The following is a 20,655-nucleotide window of genomic DNA, read 5'->3' as shown; positions in this document are numbered from 1 at the left end:
TAATTAGCTTTATTATGAAAGAGTGTGATTGCTTGAGGAGAAATGAAGAGCAAAAATGTTTTGTCGCGGTTAATGAGGCATTACAGGTGATTCATAATAAATGGGCATTTCAGGTTATTACTCAACTATATTATAGCCGCCAACGATTCAATCAACTGAGACGAAATGTCGGAGATCTAAGTGTTAAATCTTTAATCGATACTTTGCGGCATTTGGAACAATTGCAAATCGTTAATCGCGAAGTGTACCCTACAATACCCGTAAGCGTGGAATATTCCTTAACGGAAAAAGGTAAGGAATATAGAAAAGTACTGCTTCAAATGCGGGAGTGGGGAGAAAAATGGATGCTTGATTCTGAAAATGCAGAAAGACAGTAAGAGACCCCCTTTTGGTAGACCAGGAAAACATGAAGGCATGGCGAAATAGAAGGGGAAGTTTCCGTCCCATTCCATCTATACTGATCGCATTCTCCATTAACCAATAATTATTTCAAGTGCTAATATTTACAAAATAAAATATTTAATCAGTAAGTATCTATAAGGGACTTTTTGATTCCTTATAAAATAAAATGCCGATTACTGTAGCACCTACTGTCCCAATTCCAGTCCATACTGCGTAAGCAACAGACAGTGGGATTTGTTCTAGGGACATACGTAAAAGCGACAAACTGATGATAAATCCTCCAATGAGAATGATGTAGGTAAACCAGCTACCCTTTTCTGATACCTTTTTTAATCCAACAACTCCAACAATTTCAATTAAGCCTGCTAGAATCAAATATACCCAACTCAATTATTTCTTTCAAAAGGCTGATTGTTTCTTGAAACAATGCGAAATCAACAACTACCATCCCAAATACACCAATACCCGAAAATACTGCATAGGAGGTACCAACACCTAATTCCTTTACGGATTTAATGAGCAAATCAAAACTAATAATTAGCACAACCGATATCTCTTCGGTTACTGACTCTTTTTTAGATTCTGCACCTGCTTTTTTCTTTTTTGGAAATATAGTCTCTATTATCTCTAATATTAGATGAATAATTAGAATCGGTTTCCATATAGCACTAATGTTGTTAGCTATGCTATTTTTGTAAATGTTTACTCCGTGGTTCAAGAAGTTATCCTTTATTTATTCCTTATAATCCACATTTCCCAATTCAGAAAGTGGCATAGCCCAAAATTCGAACCATCAAAATTTGGATTGGAATATACGTATGCTGCTCATAGTTATTCAAAATAAAAGAATCCGCTAGTAATGTGAAGTCAATCTACTTTCTTTAACAAAACTCCTGGGATGCTTCCCCACCAAACTACATATCCTGTTTGTAAAAACTAAGCCCTTTTGCTTTCTAAAGGAGAGGAAAGCTGAAGGGAAGCTCCTAGTTATTAAAAAAGCATCACTTTCACAGATCATAAAATAGCTAATGGCAATTTTCTTATTGACAAAAATTGGTACAAAATCTACTATATTTATTGATTGATCTTGTCAATCAATAAATTATTCCAAAGTGAGGTGCTTGGTTGTATTGAAAAAATGAATCCACAGTGAAAGAACAGAAGCAGAATTCTTTATAAAGGAAAACGCCAAGCCGGGAGAGCAATTGTAGTTTGAAACAATAGGATTCATAAAAAGTAAAGTGAGGGAAATTAAATGAAAACGTTGATGGGACAAAGCAACGTAGGCTTCTCCAAAACAGGGCTGCAAAGAATGCGAGACGTGCTATCACGACATGTCGAGTCCGGGAAGATTCCTGGGTTTGTCGCCTTAATCAGCCGGAACGGTGAGACGCACGTCGAAGCAATAGGCACGATGTGCCATGACGGTGGCGCTCCAATGCGCCGGGACACGATCTTCCGGATGGCATCCACTTCCAAGATGGTTGGGGCCGCGCCAATAATGATCCTGCTTGACGAGTGTAAGTTGCATCTCGATGACCCAGTAGACCCATGGTTGCCCGAACTTGCTAACCGGCAGGTGCTGAAACAACCCAACGGTCCGCTAGACGACACGGTGCCGGCGCGGCGGCCAATCACCGTTCGGGACTTGTTGACCTCTACGTTCGGGCTCGGAGTGGATATGACGTTAATGGGCTCTCCGATCCAAAACGCGATCTTCGAAAATGGATTATTTGACACGCCAGGGCAGGAGATGCCTGAGTCAGATGAGTGGATGCGTCGCTTGGGTACTCTTCCGCTATGCTACCAGCCCGGAGAGCGGTGGCAGTATCACATGAGCAACGAAGTGCTCGGCGTACTCGTTGCCAGGGTCACGGGTCAGACATTCGAAGGGTTCCTGCGCAAACGCATCTTTGAACCGCTGGGGATGAAGGATACCGGCTTCTACGTTCCCGAAAGCAAGATTGACCGGCTGCCGCCCGCCTACGTCCCTGATCCGCAGACCGGTGAGTTCATAGTGTGGGACGAGGGTGCAGGCGGACGCTACAGTAAGCCTCCGGCATTCCAAGCAGGTGGAGGTGGGTTGTTGTCAACCGTCGACGACTATCATGCGTATTTACAGATGCTGCTAAACCAAGGGATGCACGGGACCGAACGGATCCTGTCCCGGCCTGCTGTCCAGCTGATGACCACTAACCGCCTTACGCCCGAGCAACAAGCATTCCGAGACGACTTAGCAAAAAACAATGTCCATTTGTCACATGGCCAAGGGCAGCACGGCGGCTGGGGCTTCGGGATGGCGGTACGCACCTACCGCGGCGACTATGCATCCATCGGTCAGTTTGGCTGGGACGGCGGAACCGGCACCTCGGCTTATGCCGACCCGGATAAACAACTCACAGGAATCCTGCTTACCCAGGTCGGTATGTCCACCCCGGATTCGGCGCATCTTATCCACGACTTCTGGACCATGGTCTATCAGGCAATCATCGAAGACTAGCACCGTGACCTCATGTGTAGTTTCATAATTTAGCAAATACAATACTTATTTTAATTTATAATGCTTAATATATATTCCTCAAATTTCTCAATGAAGTTGTTCCTTCATCAATCGCAACTAAACAAATATTTGCCTTTATCAATGAGCACAAATTCCTTACAATATGATAAGATTTCATCATAAAAGGCATTTAGTAAGATAGAGAATTTTTGAATCAATAATACATTAATTAAATTTTATAAGGTGTTATTAAACTAACGGGACACGTTAGTTGAAAACAGTGTAGAGCAGTTTGCCGCCGGGCAGCTGCTCCTTTTTTTAAGAGTGTGCCCAGCTAAGCACGCATCTTCGGAGAAAGGGACGTTGCAGACGACCTACTTGAAAAGATACTAAGCAGAGACAATCTGAATAAAGCCTACAAGCAGGTCAGAAGCAATCATGGGGTGCCGGAAATTGACGGGATGACCGTCGAAGCGGCACTGCCGTGGCTGCGAGAGAATAGAGACGAGCTCTTGCGAAGCATCCGGGAAGGCAATTCAATCCAAGTCCAGTGCGGCGTAAAGAGAGATTTCCAAACCCGATGGGAGCGGCGTAAGGAAGCTAGGCATCCCTACCGTTCAAGCGATAGGGAAAGTGAAAGCTTTGCGGAAAAGGGTTCCAGCCACGCGAACGGTTATGCAAGTATTGATATATACACATGTGGGAGGTATGTTCAACCAAAGTTAGCAATTCAGCACCTGTATTCATCTTTAGAGGCAAAATATAATAACTGTAGAGAACTCATAAGAGGCATAAAATCTAGTAAGTTGTAAACAACCAGTACTTTTTATCGAACAAACATTAACCCAAGGTCAATTAGGGCACGATGAAAATGATCAAAGTTTTTCGAATCAGATAGTAATCGATGTTATTCATATTGAGAGTTTCATTGACAAGTAAACGATCGTTCACTATAATTACAATTAGTAAACGATCGTTTACTACAATGGAGGTTGCATTAATGATTGATACAAAAGAAAAAATACTGATTACATCATTGCACCTGTTTGCAAAAGATGGCTATGAGGCTGTTTCTGTCAGTACCATAGCAGGAGAACTAGGAATGTCAAAAGGTGCATTATATAAGCATTATAAAAACAAGCGAGATATATTTGATTGTATTGTGGATCGTATGTACCAAAAAGACATAGAGCGTGCACAAAAATATGAATTACCAGATGAAACCTTTGATAAAGCCCCGATGACTTATCGCAACGCTTCTATCGATAAAATAAAGGGATTCATTGAATCTCAATTTCACTTTTGGACAGAGGATGAATTTGCAAGTGATTTTCGGAGAATGCTGACACTTGAGCGATATCGAAGCCCTGAGATGGCTGATTTATATCAAAAGATCTTAACGAGTGGCCCAGTCAGCTATATTGAAGACTTGTTTCAAGAAATGATGGATCAAAGTATTTTAAATATCAGTAACCCAAAGCAACTTGCAATTGAGTTTTATGCTCCGTTTTATCTACTAATAAGCATTTCAGATGAACTCACTAATAAAGATGAAGTAACGGTTCTCTTTTTGGAGCATGTGGATAAGTTTTTGAAAAGAAACGTTACGTAGCAGGATAAAACTAAGCTGCTATAAATGGGGTTAGGTATGCTACTCGACGAATATATAAGACAGGATTTGAACCCAGTGAATATAAATTTGAAAAACTACGGACTAAATGAACGCTTTGAACAGGAAGGTGCTACGTACATCGATTTATTTATTGCCAGAGTGACTGAACAACACCGGGAGTTATACAAAGTTATCAGTGAGTGCGGCGAGATCGATGCCAGTGTATCAGGAAAATTCGCTTACAACGCAGATGACCAAACTAGCTTTCCCGCCGTTGGGGATTGGGTGATGATTGACCGAGTAGATGCAAAGGGCGGCAAAACAATCATTCATCACATCCTGCGCCGCAAAAGCGTTTTGTCACGGCAAGCTGCCGGTACCGAGAACGCCGGACAGATTATTGCAGCCAATATCGATACCATTTTCATTTGCATGTCGCTCAATGCAGATTTTAATATCAGGCGAATTGAGCGATATTTAACGATTGCTTGGGATAGTATGGCAACTCCGGTTATCGTCCTGACGAAGTCGGATTTGTGCGATGATTTGCCACAGAAATTGGCGGATATTGCTTCCGTGAGCATGGGCGTGGATGTAATTACCTGTTCGTCGGAAAACGGGGATGGGCTGGATGAAATTAGCACTTATGTAGGGCAAGGAAAGACAATCGCGTTTATCGGTTCATCAGGCGTCGGCAAATCTACGCTCATTAACCGCCTTATGGGGCAGGATGTGCTGAGAACAAAAGCGATACGGGAAGATGACGCAAAGGGCAGACACACCACAACGCATCGACAACTGCTGCTATTGCCGAACGGCGGCATAGTCATAGATACGCCGGGTATGCGGGAGCTACAGATCTATACGGGGAACCTGTCAAAAACCTTTGAAGACATTGAGGAAATTGCTGCCCGATGCAAATTTGGCGATTGCTCTCACGAAACAGAGCCGGGTTGTGCGATCAGAGAAGCTCTTAAAAATGAGACCCTATCCGAAAAACGGTTTGCGAGCTATAAAAAGTTACAACGAGAAATGTCCTATAGTGGATTAAGTGCCCGACAGCTTGAAAACGAGAAAATCAACAGAATGTTCGGTGGCAAGGATGAAATGAAACGATTCATCAAAAATGTAAAAAAAAGATGAGATAGCGAAAGAATAAGATGGATCAACTGAACTGTCTTACAGAAGGAGGAACAACTATGATTAACATACGTAACGAACAACCTAAGGATTATCGGCGGGTCGAGGAAATCACCCGCAAAGCATTCTGGAACTTGTACTTCCCCGGTGCAACTGAGCATTATCTTGTACATTCCATGCGCAGCCACGAGGACTATATGCCCGAATTGTCTTTTGTCATTGAAGAGAATAACGAAATCATTGGCAGCATTCATTTTACTCAAGCAAAGGTGATAACCCCTGGTGGTGAAGAAATCCCTGTTCTTTCCTTTGGGCCCGTCTCCATCACACCGGAGCGGCATCGGCAAGGACTTGGTCGCATATTGATAACCCATGCTATAGGAAGCGCAAAAAAACAAGGACATCGGGCCATCGTGCTTGGTGGATTTCCCTATCATTACAAACCGTACGGGTTTGTTGGCACAAAAAAATATAATATCTCGATGCCGGATGGAAAATTTTATACGGGGGTCATGGCCCTGCCCCTTTATGATGGTGCGCTGGACGACGTGACCGGCACAATTAAATTCAGCGATGGTTTGTATCCAGATGAAAACGGGCTGGAAGCTTTTGAAGCAACTTTTCCACCGATGGAAAAGCTTTCGCTTCCCCATCAAAAAGCATTTGAGCAAGCAGCCAGTGAATTGGATGAGCAGGAGTACAAATAAGTATAGAAGATCTATTTTAAGAGCCCGCTCCCTGAGCGGGCTTTCTGTTTAGGCGGCCTAACGGACGGGCAGAAAAACAAGGAAATGAAGTGATCACTGCATGAAGAAAAAACCTCAATATACTCGACTAGGTGGGGCTCGCTAGCTATGGTTATGTGGGAAGAAAGCTTCATCAAGTGGTATACAGAAAAAATTATCAATGAGATTATAATAAAACATATGGTTAAAAAAATCAGGTTTTCATGATGGAGCTACTACGAGTCAGATCACTGGGCAAGTGAATTAGACTTGGAGTTGTGCAGCACGGAGTAAAGCTCTATACAACGAACCATAATGGATATTCCCATTGTATCTCCTATGGTTAGATAAACAAGAGTAAAAAATTATGTACTGATTTTTTACTAATTGTTAAACTAAAAGGGCAGTAATCTTGAAATAAAGGCAAGGTAAATGTTCCATCCCACGCTTGATACATAATAATATCCAAATATTAAAAAGAATACAGTCAGGAGGTAGAGATTGTGCAGGATTTACAAGGGAAAATTGTTCTCATTACGGGAGCCAGTTCTGGAATTGGTCAGGCGACGGCGCAATTAATGGCTTCTAGAGGGGCAAACGTTGTCATCAACTACAATACAAACGAAAAGGGAGCAACAGAAACAGTTACTGCGATTCGAGAATTGGGTGGTGAATGTATAGCTGTCCAAGCAGATGTTACTAAGAAAGACCAAGTTGAGGCAATGGTTCAAGAGGTTATTTCGATTTATGGAGCCGTTCATGTATTGGTAAATAACGCTGGTGGAGGCATTAAGCAGAGCACATTCATGGATATGACCGAAGAACTTTGGGACGATACCTATGCGTTGAATGTAAAAAGTATCCTCTTATGTTCACAGGCGGTATTAAGAGACATGCTTCCACGAAAAAGTGGTAAAATTATTAATCTTTCTTCGGCAGCGGCTCGTATTGGAGGTTCAGGCGAAAGTATCCACTACGCCTCAACAAAAGGTGCAGTAAACACGATGACAGTTGGAATGTCTAGGGAGTTTATTGAATATGGGATTATTGTAAATGGAGTCGCCCCCGGAATGGTTGAAACACCATTTCATGATAAGTTTGCCCCTAAAGATAACCGCCTCGAACGATTAGTAGCTTCCGTCCCAATGAAACGTGCTGCAACTCCACTGGAAATAGCAGAAGTCATCTGCTTCCTCGCATCAGATGTATCAAATTATATTTTGCGAGAAACCATTACCGTTAGTGGTGGTAGATGAGTGCAAGAACTTATACCGATTACCGTATTGGACAAGAGTGCTTAAGGAGATATTCAATCGATGATATCGTACACTCACACCACAAAAAGTTGCAATGCTAATCATGAACAATCCAATGGATATGATTGAGTCTGGAGAAAAATGGGTGATGGTCAATCATTTTGTTCAGTGTCCAGTAGGAGTCGGGGATAAAGGTCGAACCGAAAAGCTAATAGAGATGGTTCGATCTTATGTTATGAACGATCTGGGATTGCAAAAACTATTCTTGTCGATTCGGAGCTTATTCATACTTGCTATTCGGCGGGATTGCAGGCGGTATTGTTTAAGTCGGGATTTACAACGATCTCATGATAATTGTCGAGCTTGTAATCAATAATTCTTTGCGTCTCTATCAACCGTTCAATCTCTTTCTGAATTCTTTCCTTGTGTTCCATTAGTATGGAGACTCTCTGAGGAATAGAGGCAGCGCCTGCTTCGTAAAGATTGCGGAAATACTTCATCTCCTCCAGCGTCATGCCTGTTGCCTTGAGCCTCGTTAAGAAAACCATGCCCGCCAATTGGCTTTTGCTGTACGTTCGGTGTCCGTTTGCTTTGCGGTCGGCATGCGGAAGCAAGCCAATCTTCTCGTAATAGCGGATCGTATCCTCGGAGAGCCCCGTTAATTCGGATGCCTGTTTAATGGAGCTTACAGATTCAGGAATTTCGATCACTATGCCGCACCTCCTTATCTTCCTATTCTAACTCAAGCAGAGGCTGGTTGATACAATTCTAAGCGTTCTCCGTCCGGCCCTTGGAAGAATATGAATCTGGTTCCGTCCGCCAATGTTACTATTTTTTCGTTAATAAAAGCTACGCCAAGCTCTGCAATCCGAGCTGCTTCCTGTTCGACATCCTCAACCGTAAAGGCAATATGGTTCACGGTTCCTTCGTTTGGCAGCTCTGAATTTGTTCTTTCGACCAGCTCGATGATGAGATTCGCTTCCCGGGGAAAACCTAAAAATCCAAGACGTACGTTAGGGTTAGGCTGACGGATTTCTTTAAGCTCCATGCCAAGCACTTTCTCGTAAAATGCTGAGCTTTCGTCGATGCTTCTCACGACTACGCCTACATGCTCCAGTTTTTGAACTCCCATTATTTCGCGCCTCCAAGAAGTGGAATTTACTTGCATACTGATAATGATACAACTTGGAGTACACTCCAGATCAAGAGTGAAATTTTCGAAACCGTTACTCGTCAACTTAAAAGATTCGCTCAAGTTACGTGAATTAAGTGGTATTCAATGCCGGACGACAAATGTGAACTCAAAGAGATGTTCGAAGAATTCCGTGAGAAGGTTGGAACAGGTCATTTTAGTTCATAAGTTTCTCATATAATTGCACCACTTGCGTTGCTAAACCTTCAATATCACTATCTATTTCTTCCAGTACATAAGCCTCCAGTACTCCCATGGTTGCTGTTCCTAAAAACTTCAAGAAAACATTCCTATCAATAAGGGGACGCGAATCCTTATGAAGCTTGTTGTCTATCTCACCTGTAGTAAACGATAACAGCTTACTGCGAATTGAAGAAGCGTATTTACTTTTAAACAAAGAAGCAAAGAACAATTTATGCTGCTCAAAATAAGAGAACCATATTATCGAACCCTCTATAATCCCCATATCTTTTTTTTGGTCACATATTTCTCGCAATTGAACAATATGGTCATCTACAATCTTATCTAACAGATCATACTTATCAACATAATGAAGATAGAATGTCTTTCGACCCAAATTGGCTTGTTCCGTAATACTTTTGACCGTAATCTCGTCGAACCCTTCCTTAACTAACATTTGCAAAAAGGTCGTTTGAATCGCCTGTCGAGACTTTACAATTCTTCGATCTATTTTCTCCACACTGAAAGCCTCCTTCAGTTTGTACACACATAAAACATAATGTAAATTAACACCCATAACTCACAATGTGGTTATTGGATCAACTCTTTATTTACAATATTATAAATAAACACAAGGCGCTTAACACGCACAAGTGTAATAAAAAATGAAGGTGGTATGAAACATATGACAGTTATTAAAAAGAGAGTTTCATTCCCGGCGCATGGACTAAAAGTAGCAGCGATTTTAAATATACCAAAGCATGCTGAAGAAAAGAAACAAAACCCAGCTATTGTCTGTGTTCATCCGGGTAGCAGTTGTAAAGATCAAACGGTAGGAATTTATGCGCAGAAACTTGCTGAGCTAGGGTACGTAACCATTGTATTCGATGCATCCTATCAAGGAGAAAGCGAAGGCGAGCCTCGTTATGCCGAATACCCGGCTGCCCGTGTTGAGGATATTCGGTCTGCGGTTGATTACCTAACTACACTAGATTATGTCGACGAAAATCGTATTGGCGTGTTAGGTGTTTGTGCAGGAGGCGGATATGCTGTAAATACTGCAATGACAGAACGGCGCATCAAAGCAGTAGGTGCGGTTTCCGTCGCGAATATAGGTCGTGGATATCGTGAACTCGATCCCATCAAAATGTTGGAGCAAGTTGCCCAACAACGCACTGCTGAAGCACGCGGAGCCGATCCTCTTATTACACAATGGGTGCCTAGCAGTCACAGAGAAAGAGAAGCGGCCGGCATAATTGAATTCGACATAGTAGAAGCTGTTGATTACTACAGAACACCAAGGGGTCAGCACCCTAACTCTCCGAACAAATTGAAATTCACAAGCGTAGACTCAATCATCGCCTTTGATGCCTTCCACTTGGCAGACACTTTACTGACTCAGCCTTTGCAAATCATTGTCGGTGGCGTACAAGGAGCGTTTGGTTCATACAAGGACGGTCATGACCTTTATAACCGAGCAGCTTCTGAGAAAAAAGATTTGTTCGTTATAGAAGGGGCAGGCCATTATGACCTGTACGACAGACCAGAGCCAGTAAGTAAAGCCGTTGAAAAATTAGGTGCTTTCTTCAAAGAAAATCTTTAATATTCATGCAACACAGCCATAATCATAAAAGAAAATCTGCTCGTTCGTATTATGAGGTCAGCTAGTTTTTACTGGTTGACCTCTTTTTTCTTTAAGGGGGATGTTACGGGGAGCCGGGGTAGAACGTCTCAGCCCTTGGGGCTCAGAACCCGTGAGCTAAACTGGCGACGACGATTGGAGCCATGCCAAAAAGGCGACTACCGATGCGATCGAAAGTCACCTCTGACCAGCTGAACCTCTTCTTGGATTAGAAAATGGAAATGCTTTAGATTGATAGATTTTCCGATATCCTTTATCATGAAAGCGTTATCTGTTAGGTGCTATACCGATTGTACAATCCGGTCACTTGACCAACATATCAAATCATGAGGTGAGAAGAATGAAGTACAGAAGATTGGGTAAGACCGAACTGGATGTATCCGTTGTAGGCGTGGGCACGTGGCAGTTTGGCGGTGACTGGGGCAAGGATTATACCCAGAAAGAAGTCGATGACATTCTCTACCGGGCCAAAGAACTGGGCATTAATTTGATTGATACAGCCGAATGCTACGGACCTCACCATATGTCAGAGAAATTTATCGGCGATTTTATGTCCCGGAACCGGCGTGAGGATTGGGTGATTGCAACCAAGTTCGGTCACCAGTGGCATGCGCAATGGACAAATGCCTGGAGCGTGGATCAGATTCGTGTTCAGCTTGAAGAATCCCTCAAAGCCCTTAGAACGGATTACATCGATTTGTATCAGTTCCATTCCGGGTCGGATGAGGCGTTCGATAACGATGAGCTGTGGACTATGTTGGACAAGCAGGTGCAGGCTGGTAAAATTCGCAATCTCGGTATCTCAATCGGAAGTAACGATAATCTGTATCAGACAAGCAAGGCTACCGAGTTGAATGCGAAGGCTATTCAGGTTGTGTATAACCGTCTGGACATGAAGCCGGAAGAGAGGGTATTCCCATCATGTCAGGAGCAGGATCTTGGTGTGTTGGCGAGAGTCCCGCTGGCCAGCGGCTACCTGAGCGGCAAATACAAGCCGGGCATCGTGTTCAAAGACAATGTCAGGAAGGGCCACGAGCGTGAAGAGATAGACGAGAAGCTGAAGTTGGTGAGTGAAATCCAGAAGAACGAAGTACCAGAAGGTGTCGACATGGCATCGTGGGCTCTTGCCTGGTGTTTGAAGCATCCAGCCGTTAGCTGCGTCATTCCGGGATGCAAAAGTCCGGAGCAGGTTGAAGCGAACGCCCGGGCGGCAGATCTGGAGTTGTAAGGGAGCTTAATAGACATAAGTTAAAACACAAGATAAAAAGAATCCGTATCTAACCGGACTGACCCTCGTTTGAGACAGGGATCAAAGCTCCTTTCAAGTTATGCAGCCAGTCGTCGATAATGAATCGGCGACTGGTTATTTAGTTTCGTTTGAATGCGATCGAATAAAAAGATGTTTCTATTGACCATGCGACGATTCTACTGGCGAATCCCTGACTCGATATAGACGAATGATTCATTTGAGATTTGTTGTCCCAAAAAAGACTGGTTATGTGTGGAGATTCGGGTGAAGTTTCACCATTCACACTAAATTGTCCACGTCCTCTTCGATTCCGGTAATCCGCGGTTTTCCAATCAATCCGTAGTAAAAAAGGCGAGCCATATCTTGAAGCATCGACGTGCTAGATTGTGCTATAAATCCTGGTCGAGCCAGCACTTCTTTAAACATTTGAATATAAAACAATACCGCTTCCATTGAAAGATTCGGGTCGATACAACCTTCTTGTTTACCTAATTCGATCAAATTAATAAAAAAAGGAATCGTCCTCTCCTTGTAAAACTCCTCGACACCTCGATATGTACTTGTTCATGGTTTTATTCATGAGATCGATAAGAGTCATTCGGACAAGTTCATCTTTGCTACCAAATGGAATACCGGGAGCGAATCCGGTCCGGCAAGCGCGCAGATTAAGTTCGCCTGCTTCGGTCCGATTCATAAGAAGGAAGCCCTGCTCATTCGCGCGGGGCTTCCTTCTTCATGGATATGTCCGGATGCCGAAGCTTGCTCGTGCGCAGTCCCTGCCAGGAGTTGTGGCGGATTTGGGTAGCGGTCAGGCCGGTCGCTTGCTTCATATGTCTGGAGAAATGATGGCTTGTCTTGAAGCCGCAGCGCTCAGCGATTTCGGTGACGGTCAACCCTGTGTGGACAAGGAGGTCCAGCGCCCGTTTCACTCGCAAGTTCCACAGGTAGCGCATGGGGGTGTCGTTCTCGTATTGCCGGAACAAGCGGACGAGATGCTCAGAAGAGACGCCGGCTTGTTCCGCCAGATCGGACAAGGCGATCTCGTCGGCATAGCGTTCTTTCATCCATGCAATGGCTCTGTAGACGGAGGCATGCTTCTCGCGGTCGGACAGGAGCCTGCGTTCCGTCGGATATAGCTGCAGCGCCGCCAAGCCTAAGGTGCGAAGCAACGGATCGTCCGGCAACGCGCTGTGCTGAAGTGACAGCAGAAGATCGGTCAGCCGGTTCATCTCCTCGGATAAGGGAAGGACGACGGGCAATTGGGTCACGAACGCCAGCGCTTCCTCCGATAAATGGTGCACATGGACGGCAATCCACCGATGCCACGTTTCCTCCTCCTCCGCGAACTTAAACGTTTCGTGGTGTCCGGGCATTAATTTGACGACGTGACCGGGCTGAATGCGCAGCGTCCGATCGTCGACGACGACCTCCATCGTACCGGTGTACAGCATGACCAGCTGAATGTCCTGTTGCATGCGCGGACCGAAGCGGCCGCCAGGCGGATAGACGACCGTCCCGGCAATGACCGAACAAATATGGTCCAGTTGAAGGGGAAGCTCTTCAGGCATCATCGACGCTCCGTTCGGTTGAAATGTCGTAAATGGGGTGCATGTTGGCTTTATTCTAGGGCCTCGGAACGATCGATGTCAATATCAGACACATAATTGATAATTGCAGTCATTGTTGCGACGGCATGGCTGCGGTAAGCTGTTCCTAGCAAGAAAACCTATTGCTCATGGAGGGAATCGCGATGAATAAGACCTATGCGCCGCCGCTTCAACCGTTAAGCCAGGAAGATGTCGAATTTTTTAGGGAGCAGGGGTATTTTCTGTTCAAGAACGGCATGGGCGCAGATCTGATTGATGCCTTTAACGGACACATCTACGATATTCGCAACCAATCCCCGATGCCGGAATGGGCTGCCGTGGTAGAGAGCAAGAAATATTCGCTTCGCCTGTTCAATCCGCACAAGCATGACAGCTTCTCCCGACAGCTGATGAAGCATGCCGTCGTCAGGGGGGCGCTGGCGCAGCTGATGGGGAAGGAAGCGGTATGCGTGCAGAGCATGTACTTCTACAAGGAGCCGGGTTCCCCGGGGCAAGCGTCGCACCAGGATTACTATTACATCAAGAACGATCCGATGACGATGATCGCGGCGTGGACGGCGATGGAAGAATCGGTCGACGAGGAGAACGGCTGTCTGTGGGTCATGCCCGGAACGCACAAGCTCGGCCTGCTGCCCCATGGCGCAGTCAGAAACCTCGAAGAACACGAATCGTGGACGGAGGAGACCGAGGGCGTCGATACGAGCAGGCAAATTCCGGTCGTCATGGAGAAGGGCGACATTCTGTTCTTCAGCGAGTTGCTCATTCATTCCTCGAACAAGAACAGAAGCCTCGATCGCTGGCGCCGCTCGTACGTGTGCCACTATATCCGCGAGGATAGCAACGTACTTCACCGCGAGGATTTGCGGCAGAAATACCCGCTATACTAATTGGGCCCAAGGAGAGATCGTGCATGAAATTATTAAGCTTCAAAGCATTGTGGGGGATGGAGGGCAATTACGAGGAGCAGTTCGCGCGGGTTGCCGCGGCGGGCTACGCCGGCGTGGAGGCGGCCTTACCTCCTGCCGGCATGGAAGAGAAGTTCCAAGAGCTGCTCGACCGTTACGGTCTCGCCTACATCGCGCAAGTCTTCACGGGCGAAGATCATGCCAATTCGTTCTACAGGCAGGTGGAGCAGGCTGCCCGGTTCGGACCAGTTAAGATCGTGTCCCACAGCGCGCGCGACTGCATGAGCGAAGACGAACAGGACCGGTTCTTCGCATCGGCGCTGGAGACGGAGACAAAGTTCGGGATTGCGGTCGGCCATGAGACGCACCGGCAGCGGGCGATGTTTACGCCATGGACGACGGCCCGGATTCTGCGGAAGTTTCCGGAGCTTAGGATCACGGCCGATTTCAGCCATTGGATGAACGTCTGCGAATCTTATCTGGAAGACCAGGAAGAGCAGCTTTCGCTAGCGATGGAACGAACCATTCACATTCATGCCAGGGTCGGCTTTCCCGAAGGGCCGCAGGTGCCTCATCCCGGTGCCCCTGAGTATAGCAAAGAACTGGAACTGCACTTGGGATGGTGGCGCACCATTCTGAACCGCCAGGCAGCGGAAGGCGCTGCGCAGGCCACGTTCACCGCGGAATTCGGCCCTCCGGGGTACATGCCTACGCTGCCGTTCACGAACGTGCCGGTCGCGAATTTGTGGGAGGTCAACCGTTGGATGTCGGAACGGGTCCTCGAGCATTGCGAAGCGAAGAAAATGGTTTCGAAATCTTAACTTGCGTACAAAGCCCCGGCAGCGGTCATCGCTGCCGGGGCTTGCCGTTTCTCTAGTCGTTCGCGCGATAGCCGGCCGGCTCCCGCTATTGGAGCGCCTTGCGATAGCCGACCGGCGTGATCCCTTTATGCTTCTTGAACAGCTGATTGAAGTACGATGGATGGAGCTTCCCGACACGGTCGGCAAACGCTGCCGCCGCATCGGCCTTCGGCGCAGTCGGCTTGACGTTGGACGACGTGCCGTCGCCGTCCTTGACGAAGATGAGGCTGTTCGTCTGCTGGCCCTCCGGCAATGAAGCCGCCCGACGCGGTATCCTGCATCTGTAGCAGGAAGTCCAGCTCCTGCTTCATCTCGTCCAGAATATCCGGAATGCCGTTGCCGCTCTCGGGAATGTTCATCTGGTTATCCGAGAAGGAATCGGGAAACGTCTCGTAGGCCCACAGCAGATATCCGTAGCGCCGTCATTGACATATTTGCCGAAATCGCCTGCATCGTAGCATCCTGCGGAGACATCGCGCGTGACAGACGGATTGGAGGACATATAAGCGTTGGCCGCTTGCGCGTGCCAGGGCGGATGCGGATAGTCCGGCGCATGAGCCGGGCTCAGCTCGCTGCTTGCCCGCTGGTAAATAAGGGGAAATAAATATGGGAGCAAACTTCACTGCTATATTCAAAAATAATATGATAAGTTTTGATCATGTAAATTCTTTTAAGGATAAAATGTTAAAAGACTGGAACGAGTATACATTGAGCCATTCAGCTCTAGATTGAGTCTCAATTTATTGTGATGAGCCAGAGGTACATTATAAAGAATATGGTTTTGTAGGATTAATTGGATTAAATGATATTGTTATTCTTATAAGTCCATATCTTTGTGAGATTCAAAGAAATGAAAGAATGGGTAGAATTTTTAAGAAATCCTGACATTCAAGTAGAAATAAGACGAGATTGAAGAGAATTCTCAAAATTCTTGGGAAACCCTATATACTTATCAGATTCATATGGTTACTCAGGATATATATATGATGGTAAGAGTTACAATGAACTGCTGTCATCATTAAGATGTAAGTTTGGTGAGCCAGTGCAAAAGATAAAGGATATGTATATACAAAGAGAGTTCTCGTGGGAAACACAAGGATACTATATTAATAACGTAGCCTTAAGCTAATATTCACAGAGGAACTGAAGAATCATTGAGTGGTTACATTAAGTTTGGAATTTTGGTTTAGCTTATGTGTCGGGGGCAAGAACATATTCCTATTGAAGTCGCTATTTTAGCGTATTTTATTGGTACAAGTTCCTATTGCCGATTAGTTAAATATCTAACGGGGGATACATCAATTCGATACTTCATATTCATCGCTTCTTGAATTGAGATTTGAAAGGAGAGACGGGGATACATAGTTAATCTTGCGCAACTGGATGCAGCTTCACGAGGAGAGAGGCCATGCCTTATGCGAAAAGAACGGGCAAATGACTCAGGTGAATCATATCCATACATTAGCCAATCTCGATGCCTTTGACCTTTCCACTCTGAAGATCTAACACGGCTAGTGATAGACGAGGGTTTCGAATATATTCCGTTAATGGAATACCAACGACTAAGCAAAAACCCGCCCGAACTGGTGCGCACTACAGCCTGTGAGCTCCGCAACATTGTTAAGATCAAAAGTCCTCTGTCAAGTGCTCCTCAATATACGTGACCTGAAATTTCTTGCTTGAACCTAACGTAGCGTGATCCCTTATTGGGGTACCGTCAGGAAAATGCGGATTTACAACGTTAAGCCTATTTTCCTGACGATTCCCCCATTTTTAACAACGTTAAGAAAGTTTTAGTGGTCTTAAAGAATCTAATGAGATCACTTTCTCCGAATTAAAATGATATTCTCCTAGCAAATTAATATGTTCCCAACCTAAAGGTGACATATGGTGTAACAAATCTTCATTAAAACTACCAGTCTGTTTTTGATATTCAACTGCTTTTGTTAGATGTAAGGTATTCCATATACTGATGGCATTAATGATTATGTTTAAGGCACTGGCCCTTTGCAATTGATGCTGTATGGTTCGCTCCCTAAGCTCACCTTGTTTTCCAAAGAAAATAGCTCTTGCTAATCCATTCATGGCTTCTCCTTTATTCAATCCTCTTTGTATTTTTCTTCTTAATGATTCATCCGAAATGTAATTCAAAATAAAGATCGTTTTTTCTATTCGTCCCATCTCACGCAAGGCTGTGGCTAAGCTATTTTGTCTTGAATAAGAGCCTAGTTTCCCCATAATAAGGGGTACGGAAACGATTCGAGGATTGAGGGGCCACATGTGTAAAAATTTCCAATTCCTATAACGTATCTTTTTCGATTTCCTTTAACTTCCGATAAAACGCTGCCTGACTAACTCCTGTAATTGCACAAATTTCCTTTACAGTTTTATCGGTCGTTTTTCGTAATTCAATAGCATGGTTCATTCCTGAATGCTTATCTGTATATTTTTTTACTCTTCCTCGATATTTGCCCTTTTGTTTAGCCAATTTAATTCCTGAACGCTGCTTCTCCTTTATCATTTCACGATCCAGTTCACTAAATGCTGCCATAACTGTTAAAAAGAATTTACCAGTAGGTGTTCTTGTATCAATTCCTAAGTTTAGGATAACAAAATGTATGTTTCTTTCACGAAGCTGTTCAACCAGCTGCAACAACTGAACAGTGTTTCGACCAAGACGATCCATTCGAGTTACAACTAAGGTATCACCAGTTGTAATCTTGGAAAGAAGTTCATCCAATTGTTGCTTCTGTTTAGAAACACCACTGATTTTCTCCTTTACAATTTCGTCTACTCCGAATTTTGTAAGTTGTTCGATTTGAGTATCAAGGTTTTGGTCTTGTGTACTTACCCGGGCATATCCATAGATCATATTTCGTCCTCTTTTAATATGTATTTTTGATAGGTGTTATTGAGAGCCTATCAACCTAATAATATCAAGGAGACAAAATCTTATCAATAGGGTGTACTCTATTGATACAAGTGTAGGAGACTGATAAAATCATAGTTAAGAGCGTCTCATAAGACTTGTCTCAAAAAATGAGGTGATATTTTGCGGAAAATTGGTTATATACGTGTCAGTTCAACTAGCCAGAATCCTTCAAGGCAAGTTCAGCAACTGAACGAAATCAGAATGGATATTATTTTTGAAGAAAAAGTTTCCGGAGCAACAAAAGATCGTAAGCAACTTCAAAAGATGTTAGAGGATATACAAGAAGGCGACATCATTTATGTTACAGACTTAACTCGGATCACTCGAAGTACGCAGGATTTATTTGAATTGATTGATTTAATACGAAGTAAAAAGGCGAGCTTAAAATCACTCAAGGATTCATGGCTAGATTTATCAGAAGATAATCCTTACAGTCAATTCTTAATTACGGTAATGGCTGGTGTTAATCAATTAGAGCGAGATCTTATCCGTATGCGTCAACGTGAAGGGATTGAGCTGGCTAAGAAAGAAGGCAAGTTTAAAGGCCGGTTAAAGAAATATCATAAAAATCACGCAGGAATGAATTATGCAGTAAAACTATATAAAGAAGGCGGTATGACTGTAAATCAAATTTGCGAAATTACTAATGTATCTAGGGCTTCATTATATAGAAAGCTATCGGAAGGAAACAAATAGTTTGTCCTGATTCTATCAAAAGGTGTATTTTTTCACCAACATTTTTAGGCATGAAATGTCGGCAATTATTATCTATTTTGTTTTATAGTAAATATTGAAAGGGATTAAACTTATGGATTGGCTAGAAAGAATGAACAATGCGTTAAACTACATTGAAAATAGTCTGGATGAAGAAATAGACTACAAAAAGATTGCAAAAGCAGCTAATTGTTCTGAGTTTCATTTTTCAAGAATGTTCTCTTCAATCTCTGGTATATCGCTATCAGAATATATTAGACGTAGACGGTTAACACTCGCAGCATTTGAAATTCAAAAAAGTGATATTCGGATTATCGATGTGGCAATTAAATATGGTTATGTTTCTTCTGATACTTTCTCACGTGCCTTTCAAAAAATGCATGGAGTAACCCCTTCCAATGCTCGTAATAGAGGGGTACAGTTAAAAGCCTTTCCCAGAATTTCCTTTCAAATTTCTATTAAAGGAGATAACGAGATGGACTACAGAATTGAAAACCTTGATTTTGATTTAAGAATTGTTGGAAAAAGTAAGCCAGTAAAAACAAGCAGAGCATTTAAAACAATCCCTACGCTTTGGAACACTGCTAAAAAAGATGGATTTATGCAAGAACTAGTAGATATGTCATGGGAAAATCCAAAATGCACGCTTGAAAGCCTTCTGGGGGTTTGCGGAAAAGAAGCCGCCATAACAGATGAACAATTTTCCTATTTCATGGGCGTAAGATACGATGGGGAATCCCCAGAAAATATGGAGACGCTTATTATTCCCGCAGGTACATGGGCAGTTTTTCCGAACATAGTGGATGCATGGAAACGTTTATATTCCGAGTGGGTTCCTACCTCCGAGTATGAACTTGCAAATTTACCGTGTATAGAATGTTATTACGGTCAGAAGCATAAACCAAGACACGAACTCTGGGTCCCTGTTATCCCGAAGTAATATACATATTCTCCAATAATAGAAGACTTTTATGGAGTGACAAAAAAGCCAAATTTCTCAATTTAATTGACGAGAAATCAGGCTTTTTATATTGGAATTTCCTTATTGTTGTAATCGGCATTTTCATGACGCTACCCTTATTGCAACAAAAAACAAATAGACTTGATGAAAATGGGTCTAGATTAAACTCCACGTGAACCAAAATAGCTAATCCGTCGATAGATTTCCTCATATTCGTACTACCTCGTTCGAGATAGACACTTTCAATCATTGAAGGTCTCAACATACTGATTGAAGCGTCCTTACTACATCTGGAAGTAACTTTGGATCGCATTCAGGTTCAACATCTAAAGAAGCTTGACCACCCCCTACCACTAATCTTGATTTTCGAAAGAATCGTCCATTTCTAATGTCAACCATATAGGTGAATTATCACTTGTATCCTGAGTCATTTTAAGCTTTATTTCCAATACCAGAACTGATGAATGCTTCCTTCATTAGAAGCACACCATTTTGAAGCACTTTGTCCGCTGGCCAAACAGTTGGTAATCCGTTGTCCCCATTCCATTCATAATTGAGATTTATTCATCGCAAAACCTCCTTAGAATTCGATCTTTAGGAGATTATCGCATATAAAAAAATGCCAAACATGTGGGTAAGGTAGAGGCTTACACTTATAATATGAGGTGTTATATGAATAATTTCTTAATAAATGGAGAAAATACCGTTTAGTATCCTTGCCAATTAGTTTTGATGTGATTAGTTTATTCTTTATAAAATCCAACTAAGTTAGTAGGTT

General features: G+C 43.7%; 23 protein-coding genes and 1 pseudogene. 13 read left to right on the top strand and 11 right to left on the bottom strand.

Annotated features, from left to right (window positions below):
- Positions 1–32: 32 nt before the first annotated feature.
- Positions 33–377: a winged helix-turn-helix transcriptional regulator gene (locus ACFSVM_RS10150; protein WP_256702922.1), complete on the top strand. Its 345-nt coding sequence runs from the start codon at positions 33–35 to the stop codon at positions 375–377.
- A 157-nt stretch (positions 378–534) separates the two neighbouring features.
- Here the strand turns inward: ACFSVM_RS10150 and ACFSVM_RS10145 are convergent, their stop codons facing one another.
- Together ACFSVM_RS10145 and ACFSVM_RS10140 are read right to left on the bottom strand one after the other, a co-directional pair.
- Positions 535–792 (bottom strand): DMT family transporter, encoded by a 258-nt coding sequence (locus ACFSVM_RS10145; protein ID WP_379261859.1) that lies wholly within the window; start codon positions 790–792, stop codon positions 535–537.
- Positions 755–1,120: a DMT family transporter gene (locus ACFSVM_RS10140; protein ID WP_379261857.1), complete on the bottom strand. Its 366-nt coding sequence runs from the start codon at positions 1,118–1,120 to the stop codon at positions 755–757. The genes ACFSVM_RS10145 and ACFSVM_RS10140 overlap by 38 nt, the downstream gene beginning before the upstream one ends.
- Before the next feature lie 549 nt (positions 1,121–1,669).
- Here ACFSVM_RS10140 and ACFSVM_RS10135 point away from each other — a divergent pair.
- The 6 genes from ACFSVM_RS10135 to ACFSVM_RS10110 all read left to right on the top strand — a co-directional run bounded on the left by ACFSVM_RS10135 (position 1,670) and on the right by ACFSVM_RS10110 (position 7,635).
- Positions 1,670–2,902, top strand: coding sequence for a serine hydrolase domain-containing protein (locus ACFSVM_RS10135; RefSeq protein ID WP_076314123.1), 1,233 nt, complete (start codon positions 1,670–1,672; stop codon positions 2,900–2,902).
- A gap of 461 nt (positions 2,903–3,363) precedes the next feature.
- Complete coding sequence (locus ACFSVM_RS10130; RefSeq protein WP_368665075.1) at positions 3,364–3,714, top strand: S-adenosylmethionine decarboxylase; 351 nt, start codon at positions 3,364–3,366, stop codon at positions 3,712–3,714.
- A 188-nt stretch (positions 3,715–3,902) separates the two neighbouring features.
- A complete protein-coding gene (locus ACFSVM_RS10125) occupies positions 3,903–4,514 on the top strand; it encodes a TetR/AcrR family transcriptional regulator (RefSeq protein ID WP_379261855.1) in 612 nt (203 codons plus the stop codon).
- Between the two features lie 36 nt (positions 4,515–4,550).
- Positions 4,551–5,657 carry a ribosome small subunit-dependent GTPase A gene (rsgA, locus tag ACFSVM_RS10120; RefSeq protein WP_379261853.1) on the top strand — a complete coding sequence of 369 codons (1,107 nt, stop codon included), beginning with the start codon at positions 4,551–4,553 and terminating at the stop codon, positions 5,655–5,657.
- A 56-nt stretch (positions 5,658–5,713) separates the two neighbouring features.
- On the top strand, positions 5,714–6,361 hold the full coding sequence (locus tag ACFSVM_RS10115) for a GNAT family N-acetyltransferase (protein WP_379261851.1): 648 nt from the start codon (positions 5,714–5,716) through the stop codon (positions 6,359–6,361).
- 521 nt (positions 6,362–6,882) lie between these two features.
- Positions 6,883–7,635: an SDR family NAD(P)-dependent oxidoreductase gene (locus ACFSVM_RS10110; protein WP_379261849.1), complete on the top strand. Its 753-nt coding sequence runs from the start codon at positions 6,883–6,885 to the stop codon at positions 7,633–7,635.
- Positions 7,636–7,928: 293 nt separating this feature from the next.
- On the opposite strand, the gene ACFSVM_RS10105 is transcribed toward ACFSVM_RS10110, so the two are convergent.
- From ACFSVM_RS10105 to ACFSVM_RS10095, 3 genes are all read right to left on the bottom strand, one after another.
- Positions 7,929–8,345 carry a MerR family transcriptional regulator gene (locus ACFSVM_RS10105; RefSeq protein ID WP_379261845.1) on the bottom strand — a complete coding sequence of 139 codons (417 nt, stop codon included), beginning with the start codon at positions 8,343–8,345 and terminating at the stop codon, positions 7,929–7,931.
- A 32-nt stretch (positions 8,346–8,377) separates the two neighbouring features.
- Positions 8,378–8,767 carry a VOC family protein gene (locus ACFSVM_RS10100; protein WP_379261843.1) on the bottom strand — a complete coding sequence of 130 codons (390 nt, stop codon included), beginning with the start codon at positions 8,765–8,767 and terminating at the stop codon, positions 8,378–8,380.
- 217 nt (positions 8,768–8,984) lie between these two features.
- Positions 8,985–9,527 carry a TetR/AcrR family transcriptional regulator gene (locus ACFSVM_RS10095; RefSeq protein WP_076314045.1) on the bottom strand — a complete coding sequence of 181 codons (543 nt, stop codon included), beginning with the start codon at positions 9,525–9,527 and terminating at the stop codon, positions 8,985–8,987.
- Between the two features lie 165 nt (positions 9,528–9,692).
- Here ACFSVM_RS10095 and ACFSVM_RS10090 point away from each other — a divergent pair, with 165 nt between their 5' ends.
- The gene (locus tag ACFSVM_RS10090) at positions 9,693–10,610 is read left to right on the top strand and encodes an alpha/beta hydrolase (RefSeq protein WP_076314046.1); all 918 of its coding nucleotides are present in this window, start codon (positions 9,693–9,695) and stop codon (positions 10,608–10,610) included.
- 379 nt (positions 10,611–10,989) lie between these two features.
- Positions 10,990–11,877 carry an aldo/keto reductase gene (locus tag ACFSVM_RS10085; RefSeq protein WP_379261840.1) on the top strand — a complete coding sequence of 296 codons (888 nt, stop codon included), beginning with the start codon at positions 10,990–10,992 and terminating at the stop codon, positions 11,875–11,877.
- A 731-nt stretch (positions 11,878–12,608) separates the two neighbouring features.
- Here ACFSVM_RS10085 and ACFSVM_RS10080 read toward each other — a convergent pair.
- Positions 12,609–13,469, bottom strand: a complete 861-nt coding sequence (locus ACFSVM_RS10080; RefSeq protein ID WP_379261838.1) for an AraC family transcriptional regulator — start codon at positions 13,467–13,469, stop codon at positions 12,609–12,611.
- A 179-nt stretch (positions 13,470–13,648) separates the two neighbouring features.
- Here ACFSVM_RS10080 and ACFSVM_RS10075 point away from each other — a divergent pair, with 179 nt between their 5' ends.
- On the top strand, positions 13,649–14,392 hold the full coding sequence (locus ACFSVM_RS10075; RefSeq protein WP_379261836.1) for a phytanoyl-CoA dioxygenase family protein: 744 nt from the start codon (positions 13,649–13,651) through the stop codon (positions 14,390–14,392).
- A gap of 23 nt (positions 14,393–14,415) precedes the next feature.
- Positions 14,416–15,231, top strand: a complete 816-nt coding sequence (locus ACFSVM_RS10070) for a sugar phosphate isomerase/epimerase family protein (RefSeq protein ID WP_379261834.1) — start codon at positions 14,416–14,418, stop codon at positions 15,229–15,231.
- An 85-nt stretch (positions 15,232–15,316) separates the two neighbouring features.
- On the opposite strand, the gene ACFSVM_RS10065 is transcribed toward ACFSVM_RS10070, so the two are convergent.
- The 3 genes and pseudogenes from ACFSVM_RS10065 to ACFSVM_RS10055 all read right to left on the bottom strand — a co-directional run bounded on the left by ACFSVM_RS10065 (position 15,317) and on the right by ACFSVM_RS10055 (position 18,142).
- Entirely contained in the window at positions 15,317–15,523 is a 207-nt protein-coding gene (locus ACFSVM_RS10065) for an AraC family transcriptional regulator (protein WP_076314053.1), read from the bottom strand.
- A 1,529-nt stretch (positions 15,524–17,052) separates the two neighbouring features.
- Positions 17,053–17,526: pseudogene (locus ACFSVM_RS10060) on the bottom strand (Tn3 family transposase); the annotation flags it as partial.
- A 43-nt stretch (positions 17,527–17,569) separates the two neighbouring features.
- Positions 17,570–18,142: a recombinase family protein gene (locus ACFSVM_RS10055; protein ID WP_379261832.1), complete on the bottom strand. Its 573-nt coding sequence runs from the start codon at positions 18,140–18,142 to the stop codon at positions 17,570–17,572.
- Positions 18,143–18,322: 180 nt separating this feature from the next.
- Here ACFSVM_RS10055 and ACFSVM_RS10050 point away from each other — a divergent pair, with 180 nt between their 5' ends.
- Together ACFSVM_RS10050 and ACFSVM_RS10045 are read left to right on the top strand one after the other, a co-directional pair.
- On the top strand, positions 18,323–18,898 hold the full coding sequence (locus ACFSVM_RS10050) for a recombinase family protein (protein WP_079524004.1): 576 nt from the start codon (positions 18,323–18,325) through the stop codon (positions 18,896–18,898).
- 112 nt (positions 18,899–19,010) lie between these two features.
- Complete coding sequence (locus ACFSVM_RS10045; RefSeq protein ID WP_229387497.1) at positions 19,011–19,856, top strand: AraC family transcriptional regulator; 846 nt, start codon at positions 19,011–19,013, stop codon at positions 19,854–19,856.
- Here ACFSVM_RS10045 and tnpB read toward each other — a convergent pair.
- Both tnpB and tnpA read right to left on the bottom strand, forming a co-directional pair.
- Positions 19,843–20,127, bottom strand: a complete 285-nt coding sequence (gene tnpB / locus ACFSVM_RS10040; protein WP_379262967.1) for an IS66 family insertion sequence element accessory protein TnpB — start codon at positions 20,125–20,127, stop codon at positions 19,843–19,845. The two genes, ACFSVM_RS10045 and tnpB, sit on opposite strands and share 14 nt — an antisense overlap.
- A gap of 189 nt (positions 20,128–20,316) precedes the next feature.
- Positions 20,317–20,424 (bottom strand): IS66 family insertion sequence element accessory protein TnpA, encoded by a 108-nt coding sequence (gene tnpA / locus ACFSVM_RS10035; RefSeq protein WP_379261829.1) that lies wholly within the window; start codon positions 20,422–20,424, stop codon positions 20,317–20,319.
- Positions 20,425–20,655 lie beyond the last annotated feature (231 nt).

It is taken from the genome of Paenibacillus shunpengii (genome assembly GCF_042684905.1).
GTDB classification, from domain to species: Bacteria; Bacillota; Bacilli; order Paenibacillales; family Paenibacillaceae; genus Paenibacillus; species Paenibacillus shunpengii.
The sequence above is the reverse complement of the archived record's forward strand: the minus strand, read 5'-3'. Positions and strand labels throughout refer to the sequence as shown.

What these genes read in the sequence shown, in the direction of transcription:
- ACFSVM_RS10115 (WP_379261851.1), top strand. Translation starts at nt 5,714, where the DNA reads ATGATTAACATACGTAACGAACAACCTAAGGATTATCGGCGGGTCGAG.
- ACFSVM_RS10055 (WP_379261832.1), bottom strand. Translation starts at nt 18,142, where the DNA reads ATGATCTATGGATATGCCCGGGTAAGTACACAAGACCAAAACCTTGAT.
- ACFSVM_RS10070 (WP_379261834.1), top strand. Translation starts at nt 14,416, where the DNA reads ATGAAATTATTAAGCTTCAAAGCATTGTGGGGGATGGAGGGCAATTAC.
- ACFSVM_RS10075 (WP_379261836.1), top strand. Translation starts at nt 13,649, where the DNA reads ATGAATAAGACCTATGCGCCGCCGCTTCAACCGTTAAGCCAGGAAGAT.
- tnpA (WP_379261829.1), bottom strand. Translation starts at nt 20,424, where the DNA reads ATGGAATGGGGACAACGGATTACCAACTGTTTGGCCAGCGGACAAAGT.
- ACFSVM_RS10085 (WP_379261840.1), top strand. Translation starts at nt 10,990, where the DNA reads ATGAAGTACAGAAGATTGGGTAAGACCGAACTGGATGTATCCGTTGTA.
- ACFSVM_RS10090 (WP_076314046.1), top strand. Translation starts at nt 9,693, where the DNA reads ATGACAGTTATTAAAAAGAGAGTTTCATTCCCGGCGCATGGACTAAAA.
- rsgA (WP_379261853.1), top strand. Translation starts at nt 4,551, where the DNA reads ATGCTACTCGACGAATATATAAGACAGGATTTGAACCCAGTGAATATA.
- ACFSVM_RS10130 (WP_368665075.1), top strand. Translation starts at nt 3,364, where the DNA reads ATGACCGTCGAAGCGGCACTGCCGTGGCTGCGAGAGAATAGAGACGAG.
- ACFSVM_RS10135 (WP_076314123.1), top strand. Translation starts at nt 1,670, where the DNA reads ATGGGACAAAGCAACGTAGGCTTCTCCAAAACAGGGCTGCAAAGAATG.
- ACFSVM_RS10045 (WP_229387497.1), top strand. Translation starts at nt 19,011, where the DNA reads ATGGATTGGCTAGAAAGAATGAACAATGCGTTAAACTACATTGAAAAT.
- ACFSVM_RS10125 (WP_379261855.1), top strand. Translation starts at nt 3,903, where the DNA reads ATGATTGATACAAAAGAAAAAATACTGATTACATCATTGCACCTGTTT.
- ACFSVM_RS10100 (WP_379261843.1), bottom strand. Translation starts at nt 8,767, where the DNA reads ATGGGAGTTCAAAAACTGGAGCATGTAGGCGTAGTCGTGAGAAGCATC.
- tnpB (WP_379262967.1), bottom strand. Translation starts at nt 20,127, where the DNA reads ATGATTGAAAGTGTCTATCTCGAACGAGGTAGTACGAATATGAGGAAA.
- ACFSVM_RS10080 (WP_379261838.1), bottom strand. Translation starts at nt 13,469, where the DNA reads ATGATGCCTGAAGAGCTTCCCCTTCAACTGGACCATATTTGTTCGGTC.